The organism is Xanthomonas sp. LMC-A-07 (assembly GCF_030208825.1).
Taxonomy (GTDB): domain Bacteria; phylum Pseudomonadota; class Gammaproteobacteria; order Xanthomonadales; family Xanthomonadaceae; genus Xanthomonas; species Xanthomonas campestris.
This window is the reverse complement of sequence record NZ_JARVTF010000031.1, coordinates 24,256-35,129: the sequence shown is the minus strand read 5'-3', so window position 1 is coordinate 35,129 and position 10,874 is coordinate 24,256. Positions and strand designations below refer to the sequence as shown.

Sequence of the window (10,874 nt, the reverse complement as noted above, 5' to 3'; positions counted from 1 at the left end):
ACCGAGCCCCCAGGGACGGGTTCACGGCGTGTCCCGCGAGCGGCGAGGGCACCGCGCGCTCGACCAGTCAGGCTTTTGATCTACTCACTTGACTGTAGCTAAACGACGCCACGACTCGATATCTCTGCGACCGTGAGCTGATTGAGTCGGCGGGCTTGGTTTCGATGACAACGTGTCCTAACAGTAGTGCATGCACCCACGTCCTGGACCAGCTAATCCGGTAACCATGCCTCACGCCAGCGATCGAGATTGCTGCCGGTCAACATCCAGTCGCGGCGAACCACTTCACGCAATGCCGCGCCCTTTGCCGCTGCAGCAGCCGGGTCGGCCAGGTGCTCACGGATCGCGCCGATCCAGTCGCGGTAACGGTTTTTGACCAGCGTAACGGGCAGATCGCCGCGGTAGCAGCGCACGTCGCTGGCGATCACCGGGTAACCGCACGCCCCGTATTCGAGCAGGCGCAGGTTGCTCTTGCACTCGTTGAACAGGTTCTGCTCCACCGGGGCCAGCGCGATATCCAGGTCCAACGCGGCCAGGGCCGCCGGGTAGTGATCAATCGGCACGCCCGGCTGGAACTGGTGGATGTACTCGCGCAGCGCGAACGGATACATGCCCAGGAAGACCCATTCGACCTCGCCAGCGAGTTCCTTCACCACATCGGCGATCAGTTCCAGATCGCCGGTGTGGCTGGCGCCGCCGGCCCAGCCGATGCGGGGCTTGCCGCCCTTGCGCACCGTGCGCTCCGGCAGGGCATCCCACCAGTGCGCCGGCAACCGGTTCTCGACCACGCGGATATCGCCATGCAGCCCGGCAAACGCCTCGGCCAGCGCGGGCGTGGAGACCACGAAGCGGTCCACGAAGCTCAACCCGCGGCGCACCGTCTTGAGGATGTCCTTGGGCATGTGCGCGCGGTGCGCGTTCTTCAGTGGCAGGTTGGGCAGGTAGTCGTCGAGCTCATAGACCTTGAACGCGCGCGACAATGCTTTCATCCGCCGCATCGCTTCCAGACGCGCTTCACCCACCTGGCGCTGCAGCACGATGACGTCGGGATCCTGACGCGTCAGCTCGGCAATGGTCAGATGGCCGTTGAACATCACCGCGTCCACCATGCCGGCGTCGCGCAGCGCCTTCAGCGGCTGGATCACCCGGTAATGGCCGCAGCCCTCGAAGTCGGCCGGCAGCGCCATCACCGTGGGCAGCGGCCGCCACGCTTCCAGCGGGCGCCAGCTCGCGCGCGGGTCGGCCAACCGGAAGCCGGTTCCGGTGTCCAGCGAGAACCCGGGGTTGTACGCGGGGTCGTGCGCCAGCAGCGGCAACCAGCGTGCATACATTGCTTCTTCGTCCAGCGCGGTGGCCGGCGCGATCTCCGCAGGGTCGATCAACAACTGCGCGCGTGGCGCAAAGACGTTGAGGTAGCCGGCCTGGTGCAGGCGCAGGCATAGATCGGCCGCACTCCACTGCGCCAATGCCGGCTCCTCTGCGAAGCCGCCCGCATCCAGAAACAGTTGACGCGGCAGCATCAGGCACTCGCCGCCGAGTGCGGTGTAATTCTGGTCCACCTGCAATCGATGCAGATAGCCGGGCTCGTCGAAGGCGCTGCCGGCAAACGCGCGGCCCACCGGCGCGCCCAGGCCCAGCAGCAGGCCGGCGTGGTGCACGGTGCCGTCGCCGCGCAGCAGCTTGCCGGCGACGGCGCCCACTTCCGGGCGCAGCGCATGGTTGAGCAGTTGGCGCAGCCAATCCGGTTTCATCACGGCCGCACCGGCATCCAGCCAGAGCAGCAGATCACCCTGCGCCTGACCCGCCGCCGCGTTGCAGACGGCCTCGGCACTCAGTGCGCGGGCGAAGCGCAGCACCTGGATCTGCTGGATCTGCAGCTGCGCGATGCCGGCCAGCCAATCGCAGGTGGCCGGGTCGGTGTTGGCATGGTCGAGCAGCAGCAACTGGTAATGCGGGTAATCGGTGTTGGCCAGGATGCTTTCCAGGCAGCGTTGCACCTGCGCCAGGCGGCCATCCACGCGCACCAGAATGCTGACCAGCGGCTGCTGCGCATGCCCGTAATCCACCGCATAGCGGCCCAGGCCCTGATGGTGTGCGACTGCATCCACGTAGCCGCGCGCTTGCAGGTGCGCAGCGATCGCGGCGTGCTCGTCTTCCTGCGTGTGCAGCATGGACGGTGCGGCGATCAACAGCGGCTCGGCCACATGCGCGACGCTGGCCAGCCCGTCGCGCTCAACCAGGCGCAATTGGGCTCTCAGCTCGAACGCGGTGCCGGCATCGGTCGGAAAACCGCCATCGGCCAATAGCGTGCTGCGGCGGAACAGCCAATGCCGCGAGAGCGTGCCCGGCGTACTCAACAACGCGTCCAGGAACAGCGCAGGCCGCAGCACCAGGCCAAGCTGGTTCTGCTCCAGTGCAACTCCCTCATCGGCGTAGATCGCCTGGCAGGTGTCGGGCGTCTCGCTCATCCGCAATGCCAGCATCAGCAGCCCGGTGGGCGTGAACCGGCTGCCGGCTTCGGCCACCAGCACCCAGTCCGCCGCCTGTTGCGCGGCAACCGCGCGGTTGAGTGCAGGCACCAGGCCCTGCGCATCGATCAACACGCCATTGGCGCCATGCGCGGCGACCTGTGCCGCGGCACTGCTGACCACCCAGGTCTGCAGATTGGCGTACAGCTCCACCGCCGCAAGGCTGGCCAACGTAGTTTCGATCTGGGCCGCATCGCCGGCGGCATCGACGACCACCACCGCAATACGCGGGCCACCGTCATGCGCATCCAGGCGCGCCTGCATCAAGGCGCGCTGCACGGCGCTGGGCTGGCGCACGGCCAACCAGGTCGGCGCGGTCACGTTCTCGGCCAGACCACCGCTTTGCACCAGCGCATCCAGCACATCGATGGACTTGAACACCCGGGCCTTGTCGGGGTTGAGCGGTGCCACCCGCACCAGCCGGTTGTCGCCGGTCTCGCGCCGCCAACCGAGCTGGCGGAGGCCTTGTCGGAAATCCTCATGGCCTTGGTCGCCAATGCCCGGCTGGTCGCGGCCCGCCTGGCTGAACTGCGCGTTCGACACCCGAAAGTGCGTGAGCGGGTTCGCCAGAAAGGCTAGGTTGCCCCGGCGCAGCAGCTTGACGTAGAGCGCCAGGTCGCCCACCCAATGAATCACCTTGCCGTTCAACGACATCAGTTCGGCGCCAAGCGCCAGCACATCGGCGCGGCGGCACAGCACGCAGCTGGGCTCTCCGATGAAGTTGATGGTGTGGTCGGCCAAAAACGACACCAGATCCGGCCCATCGATCAACACGTCTTCGGCAAACGGAAAACAGGTAGCCAGGATGTCCGGCAGCACCTGATCGTCGTCATCGATCCGCCGCCGCCGCGACGACGCCATCACCGTGCCTGGATTGCGCTCGATCGCTTCTACCAGCTGCGCCACGCAGTCTGGCTGCAACACGTCGTCGTCGTGCAGGAACTTGATGTATTCGCCCTGGGCCAGCGCAATCGCTTTGATCTTGCTGCCGAGTTCGCCCAGGCGAGCTGGATTGCGGAAATAACGGATCGGGAAAGAGCATTCCAAAGCGTGCCGCGCGACGCATTGCTCGATCAGCGCATCCACACTGTCGTCGCAGACGATCAACTCCAGCATGGGATAGGACTGTTGAACTACGCTCTGAAGTGCCTGATCGAGATAGCGCAGCTTGTAGGCGGGCATCACGATGCTGACAAGAGCACGGGTGTCGGAGCGATCTTCGGGGTGGTGCATCATGGGCCAATGAGCAGCTAGAAAATATGGGTGCGTTGAGCGCTTAATTGCGCAAAACAAACGAGAGACGCAGGCAGTCAGCAGCTCTTACATCATGGCTTGAAGGCGATTTAGCGCTTTCCAAGCGCCTTCGCTGCCGTTCTTGTGACCCTGCCACACCTCCGGGATGAAGCTCGGCTTGTGCGGGAGACTGCGAGCGATTGTCAGGAATTCTCGCCAATCCACTTCGCCATCTCCGATCTGGAGACCTTCGCCATCCACACCTCTGGCATCAGCCAGATGCATATGCGCGACATACGGGGCGACCGTGCGCACAAACGCTGCAAACGATTCGCCGCGATGATTGCAGGCGAGTTTGGAATGGGATACGTCCAGGCAGATGCGCATTTCATGCTTCTTGCAGAACGCGGTCGTGGAGTCCGCATCGACGAAGATGTTATGGAATTGCTGCCCACCGAAATGCCAGGGAAAAGGTGGCATTGTCTGCGGGAGGATCTCGACTCCGCTCGTGTCCAGTTGCGCCAAGCTCAGTTCCAGCTGCGCGTACAATGTGCTCAATGCATCGGCAGGACAATGTCCGGACCGGCTAAAGCCGCCGACGTTGGTAACGATGAGCGGGCGAGCGGTACGTTTGAAATAGGGCGTTAGTTGGCGGGCGAGCTCGATGACGCGCTGCATTTCACGCACGGAGCGCTGGCGATACGCGTCATCAGGCGAACATAGGTCCAGCGTGTGGTCGCCCGCAAATAGTTCCGGGGCGTGCACGACTAGGCCCAGATCCATCGGTGCAGTGAGCAAAGGACGGAAGTCCAGTTCCAAGTCTTTATAGCTGAGATGGATCTCCAGAAGGTCCATGTTCGATTGGGCCCTGATCGCGTGCAGGTCGTGGTAACGCACCGGCACGCCCCACGGCAAGGCGAAGGAGTATTCGCGCGTGCTGGTGGTGCCTTCGCCAAGATCGCTGGGAAAGAAGCACTCCCCCGACTTCTTCGCTGTTGACAGGCTGCGGCCAAGCAGCTCGTGCTTACGATTGGGCTGCAGTCCCTGGCCGGGGCTGCGGATCTGTACCATCTCGGCGGTCACCACGATGCCGGCGGGGATGTCACAGGCGGCGACCAAACTCTTGGCCAGCGTCTCGCGGTTCATCAACTCACCTTGCGATACCTGACGCGGGTTGTGCGTGCCGAGCGCCTGTTCCACCTGCCTGATTCCCTCCACCATGCGCGAAAATTCGCTTGGCAGCAGGCTGACCTTGTGATCGTTACCTTCTTGCTCCCTGTCCAGGGTGAAGTGCTTTTCGATGACCTTGGCACCCAACGCCACGGCAGCCACTGCAACATGGATGTCGCGCTCATGGCCGGAGTAGCCCACCAGCCCCCCGCTGATCTCCTTCAAATGTCGCAGATAGTGCAGATTGACGTCTTTGAACGGAGCAGGGTAGGTGGAATTGCAATGCAGCAGTACGAAGTTTGCGCCGACACTATGCAGGTGGCGCACCCCATCCAGGATCTCCGCTTCGGTGCACATGCCGGTCGAACAGATCATCGGCTTACCGCTGGCAGCGATTGCCTCGATTAATTCGTGATTGGTGAAATCGGCCGACGCAACCTTGTAGCCTGGTAAGCCGTAGTGCTCGAGTTTGCTCAGGCTGGTGTGATCCCAAGGGGTGCACAGCGGCACCATGCCACGTGCACGACAATGGTCGAATGCACGGAACAGGTCGCTGTCAGTGAGCTGAAAGCGGCTGAGCAGGTCTAGCGTGTATTGCGAGCCCAGGTCGGCGCTGGCATCGTTGCTGTCGCCTGCGTTGCGGTAAAGCGTCTGCAGGTCGCGCATCTGGAATTTGGCGCAATAGGCGCCGGCGTCGGCGGCGGCGTCGATCAACCGCAGTGCCGTTGCCAGATCACCCTGGTGGTTGTTCCCAATCTCGGCGATGACGAAGGTCGGCGCGTCCTCGTCCACCAGTCGCCCTTCCAGCTCCAGGCGTACCTTGCCCGATAGCGCCACCGCCTTGATGCGCTGATTGAGGTCTAGCAGCGGGACTGCCAGCACCTTGTGGCTGAGCAGGGCACGGATGGTATCGGGCGCATCGGTGTCGGCCGCGGCGACAAAGCGCCGGTTCATCACCAGCGACACCGGCGCGTTCAGATCGATCTGCGCGGTCTGGGTCAGCCAACGGCGCAGGTCGCCATCAGTGAGCACACCTTCCAGAACGCCGCTCTCGGACACGGCGAAGATCAGCCGCTGCGTGTTGCCGCTCATCTTGTTGAGCGCGGCAATCAGGCTGTCCTCGGAAAACACGACGAGTTTGGCGAGGTCTCGGGTGATGCGCATGCGGGTGATGGAATCCTATCGGGTGGCGGCGTTGCCACCGGCGTGCAGCAAGGCGTGGTCGATCCAGTCGAGGTTGCCTCGGGTTTCCTCCCACACGGCCTGCTGGCTGACGGCGATGTCGGCATGCACGGCGGCGCGGTCGGTCTCCAGGCGGTGCAATATGCGTGCCAGCTTGTCCTGCAGCGCTTCGTCGTCGACCTCCACACCCCATGCCGGGCGCTGGATGTCCTCTAACAGGAAACGCATCTTGTCGTGACTGATCAGCGACAGAATCGGGCGGCGCAGGCCGAACGGGATCATCTGCGCGTGCCCGCGCATGCCGAAGGCCAAGTCCACTCGCGCGTAGAACGCCATCACCGCATCCGGACCGGCATCGGTCAGGTCCTCGGTGTCGTAGTCCACCTCTGCGGCGTCCAGATACGGCTCGATCTCGCGGTCCGCGCTCTTGTGGGCCACGTTGACGATACGCCAGCCGCGGTCCTGGGCGCTGCGCACAGCGTGGGCGACGCGTGCCAGCAGGGAGTGTTGCGCGTCGCCGAACCGGTGGCCGGCGCGGTCGAACGCAGCGTTGAAGGCCAGCACACGGCTCTGCCGGGCATCGTGTTGTTGCGCCGCGCGGCGGTGCTCAGGGTAGAGCTGCCACAGCACGTTGGTCGGGCAATACTGGCGACGCAGGCGCGCGGCCTGCGCGTCAGGCAGGTAGCGTTGCAGGGCCTGCATGGACCCGCTGTTGCGCAGGCCGAAGAACGGGGCCCGCTCGGCGACGGCGCGCAGATGGTCGGTAAACACCACGTCGAAGTCTGGCTGCCCACGGAAGCGGTTGTAGCCGATAGCGAACACGATCAACGGCACGCGCAGCGCCTGCACTGCCTCCACCGAGCTGTTCCATTGCCAGCCGCTGCGTGACACGTCGCTGCCAGCCTGGTCGCGCAGCAACAGGCCGCCGCCGCCGATCACCACGCCGTCGAAGTCGCGGTTGGCGCGCTGTGCGTCCTCCAGGTCGAAGGCCTGCCAGGCCTGACGCAGTTCCCAGTCGAACGGGCCGATCAGGCTATCGAAGGCGTGCCGCACGACGGGGAACAACAGCGTGTCGCCGGCGTTGCGGTTGGCCGAGTTATGCACGCCGATGTGCAGCAGGCGCTTGGCGCCGGCGCGGCCGCTGGTCAGCATGGTGGGGAATACGGGCGGCTGGCAGTGAGTTTTGAGCGCGTGCAGGGTCATGTGACGATATCGCCGTCGGAAGCAGGCCAGGATGCGAGCAGTCGCCGCGCCAAGACCAGGTCTGCCTGGCTGTTGATGTCTACCGAGCGCAGGCTATCCATCACATAGCCCAATGCGCCTTCGATATGGAAGCTGCCGGCGCGCCGTAGCGCGTCCGGCCGGGCCAGGAAAAGCGAGCCGTTGACGCCATACAGCTTGCGTAGGCCTTGGCGTTGCGCGTTGCGGTTCTGGGCCGGATCCACCATCTCCAGCCGCTCCTGGTCCAGGTAGCGTAGGTTGGTCATGTACTTGCCCAGGTCGGCGACGCTGATCACTGCTTCGGCTTGTTGTCGATCGAACAAGCGCACGACCTGTCGCACGTCCTCGGCACTCCGCAGCGGGCTGGTGGGCAACAGCATCATCACCCCTTGCGGAGCGCACTGCTGGTGTTCCTCGAGCCAGCGCAGGGCGTGCAGGACGACGTGCACGGCATGTACGTCGTCGCCGGCCAGCTCGGGCGGGCGTACGAACGGGGTTTCCGCGCCAAATCGACGCGCCGTCTCGCCGATCTCTAGGTCGTCGGTGGAAACCACCACCCGGTCCACGACACCCGATTCGAGTGCCGCGTTGATGGTCCACGCGAGCAGAGGCTTACCGCCGAGCGGGACCAGATTCTTGCGCGCGATGCCCTTTGAGCCGCCGCGCGCCGGCAACACCGCCACGATACGCGCGCTCATGCTGTATCCCGTGCCGATGGCACCCGTGCCGTGGCAATCAGCGTGTCCGTGCGGTCGATCCGCGCCAATGCCGCCTCGTATTGCGCGTGCAGCCCGTCCGCGTCGAGGAACGCCCACGCTTGGTGGCCGCCGGGCGCCTGCTTGCTGAGCCAATGCAGGTGATTGGAGACGGGGTAGCGCTGCTGCCCGCTGATTTCCACCTGCGCAAAGCCCGCGCCCTCCAGCAGCAACCTGAGGCTCTGCCGTGTATGCAGGACCAAGTGCTCGCTCCAGAACGTGAAGGCCTTGAACGGCTCGCAGTCGTACAGGGTGAGCAGGGCGTCGCGCGCATGCGGCACCTCGATCAGCAGGGTGCCGCCGGGCTTGAGCGTGCTGCGCAGCCGCGCCAACGTGCGCGAGGGCTCGGTTAGGTGTTCCAGCACATGGAACATGCTGATGATGTCCAGCGAACCCGCGCCGATCTCGTCCAGGTCGCCGACCACCGCGTGGCCTTTGGCTGCGGTGATCGCGGCGCGCTGGCGGTTGGGTTCCAGGCCCACGGCCAGCGCTGCCTGCCCGGCGAACTCATCCAGCATGCCACCCAGCCCGCAGCCGAAATCCAGCCAGCGGCGGTTGCGCAACAGAGCGCCGAACCTCTCGGTGCGGCGGATGTTGTCCTCCAGACGCGGAGTCTCCACTTGGCGGCCATCCACCGCGTGACCGGTGCGTTCGGGCTTGGCCGCGTAGTAGTCCAGCGACATGTGCTCGCTGCTGGACAGGACGATCACCTCGCTGAGCGGGTCGCGCAGCACCGTGATGTCGTCGCGGTCGCGCACGCGCGGGTAGAACGGGCGTAGCCGTTCGCGCGCGAGGATTCCCAGCGCCTCCAGCTCGGCGGCGAGCGGCCGGAGCGGCGCGTGAGTGTCCGCGCTCATGTGCACTGCCGCCTGACGTCGGGCGCGTCCACCAACTCCAGCGCCAGATGCGGCGAGGGTGTGATCTTTGCCAGCAGGCGCCCGTCGTTCTCGAAGTGGCGCCTGGCCACGACGAAGGAACGGCGCATGTAGTCGGTAAGCGTGTCCATGTCCTCCTGCCTGCGGTTGTGCGTACCGCCATGAAAGTAGGGTTGCGAATAATCTAGGTCTACGCCGCCGACCAATACCCGCGAGAATCCCATGTAGAAGGCCAACTGGATCGCATCGAGTACGACCGTATAGCCGGAGTAGAGCATCAGTGATGGGTCATGGGAGAAGTGCGCAGGGTCATCGAACATGCACCCCCCAGGCGTTTGGCTGACCTCCAGTGCAACGATGTCCTGGCGGGCGAGTTCCTCAGGCCAATGCTTCTCGATCAGCGCATAGGCTTCCTTGCCGAAGAATTTGATCCCGGCCTGGATACCCATCACCCGCTCGGCCCAGGTCTGGAAGTTGATCGCGTCACGCATCAGGTAGTACGCCGGGCGGAACGCGAAGCCCTGCGCCTCCAGTTCGAAGGCGCGGTTGCACCAAAACGACTCGCGCGCCATCAGCGCATCGATGTCCAGGTCCTGCAGCGACGGCGCGTTGCCCAGGATGTAGGCGGTCTGTCCGGCCTTGCTGTCTTTCATGCGCTGGATACGTCCACGCATTCCGCTGGCCGGCGCGGGCTGAGCGCTGGGCGCCACCGCGACCTGGGCTTGTTCCAGTGCAGCGATGCGCCGCCGCTGCACGATGCCACCGGAGCGCTCGAACGCGCGCCAGGGCAGGGAGCGCTCCCAGTTGAGCGCCTTCTCATGTTCACCCCAGGCATCGAACGTCTCGCGCGCATGATGCCTGTCGATGGACCTTAGCCTGGCCACCCGTGGCGCAGGGGCAGCGGGCGTGAGCACCGCGTGCCAGAACGCCGGAGCAAGGAGCTCCTCGAAGTGCACCTGCAGGTAGCCGCCGTTGCCTTGCGCCGTTGCCAAGGGCGTAAAAGGCCGCGCCAAGGTGTGTGCGACCTTGTCGAACCACGCTGCCTCCTGAAGCAGCGGTGCCGAGATGCCGACAAGTTCGAGATCGTCATGCGCGCTGAGGAGCTGGTAGGCGCTCTGTGGGCAGGGGCGAACCTGCACGCCCAGCAACGAGGACAAACGTGCCCGCGTACGCTCTCCGGCCTGGGCGGAGTGCGCGTCGGAGTAGTCCACCATGCACAGCAGCCTGCGCTGTTCCCGCAGCGCATCCAGGCGCTGGATGAAATCGCCGGCGTGCAAAAAACGGCCATCCTCGGCAAGCAGCGCAGTGTCCGCCTCCGGCTGGGTGACGAAGATGAGCGTGCCGTCGAGATCGAAGATGTGTCGTTTGCCCTCCTGCAGCCGGCTGCGATGCGCGCGTAGATTCGCGCCCAGCAAGGCCGCCTCCAGCCGCAGTTCCTCGTCGGGTACCGCGTGGGCGACGATGCGTTGGCGCAGCGGGCTTGCCGACGTGTCCAGCGCGAAATAGAGATCCCGGCCGAAGCGCAGCGGCGAGTAGCGCAGATCCAGGAAAGCGGTGCCGCGCTCGACGCAGGCTTCGCGCAGCCAGGTCGGCATGTCGTACGACAGCACGAGCAGCTCGTCAGGTAGATTCGAAAACAGGTAGTCCAACGCATCTAACGGCATCCGGCAATAGGTGATGGCCCACAGAGCATCTGGGGTCAGGCGCTTTCCTTGGGCAGCAAGCGCATGGAACCGTGCATGGTCGAATGCTGGCGACAGGCCATGCAGCTTTTTGCTGCCGGGTGCATGGCCGATGTCGATCGCGCAGCCTTGCCGTATCGGCTCGCGGACCAGATCGAAGATGCCATCGGACGTCGCACGTGATGGATGCAGCAAATCGGGGATGCAGGCGATGCGCATGGCGACCAC

Annotated in this window: 6 protein-coding genes; all 6 read right to left on the bottom strand. The window is 64.8% G+C overall.

The window, feature by feature from the left end; translation table 11 throughout:
* Window positions 1-212 precede the first annotated feature (212 nt).
* Window positions 213-3,764 carry a glycosyltransferase gene (locus QRM89_RS21335; protein ID WP_285449123.1) on the bottom strand — a complete coding sequence of 1,184 codons (3,552 nt, stop codon included), beginning with the start codon at window positions 3,762-3,764 and terminating at the stop codon, window positions 213-215.
* A gap of 84 nt (window positions 3,765-3,848) precedes the next feature.
* Window positions 3,849-6,095, bottom strand: coding sequence for an N-acetylneuraminate synthase family protein (locus tag QRM89_RS21330; protein ID WP_285449122.1), 2,247 nt, complete (start codon window positions 6,093-6,095; stop codon window positions 3,849-3,851).
* A 15-nt stretch (window positions 6,096-6,110) separates the two neighbouring features.
* Complete coding sequence (locus QRM89_RS21325) at window positions 6,111-7,316, bottom strand: polysaccharide pyruvyl transferase family protein (RefSeq protein WP_114998339.1); 1,206 nt, start codon at window positions 7,314-7,316, stop codon at window positions 6,111-6,113.
* On the bottom strand, window positions 7,313-8,032 hold the full coding sequence (locus QRM89_RS21320) for an acylneuraminate cytidylyltransferase family protein (protein ID WP_119959704.1): 720 nt from the start codon (window positions 8,030-8,032) through the stop codon (window positions 7,313-7,315). The genes QRM89_RS21325 and QRM89_RS21320 overlap by 4 nt, the downstream gene beginning before the upstream one ends.
* Window positions 8,029-8,946 carry a class I SAM-dependent methyltransferase gene (locus QRM89_RS21315; RefSeq protein ID WP_114998344.1) on the bottom strand — a complete coding sequence of 306 codons (918 nt, stop codon included), beginning with the start codon at window positions 8,944-8,946 and terminating at the stop codon, window positions 8,029-8,031. The genes QRM89_RS21320 and QRM89_RS21315 overlap by 4 nt, the downstream gene beginning before the upstream one ends.
* Window positions 8,943-10,865, bottom strand: coding sequence for a hypothetical protein (locus tag QRM89_RS21310; RefSeq protein WP_285449118.1), 1,923 nt, complete (start codon window positions 10,863-10,865; stop codon window positions 8,943-8,945). The genes QRM89_RS21315 and QRM89_RS21310 overlap by 4 nt, the downstream gene beginning before the upstream one ends.
* Window positions 10,866-10,874: the final 9 nt, after the last annotated feature.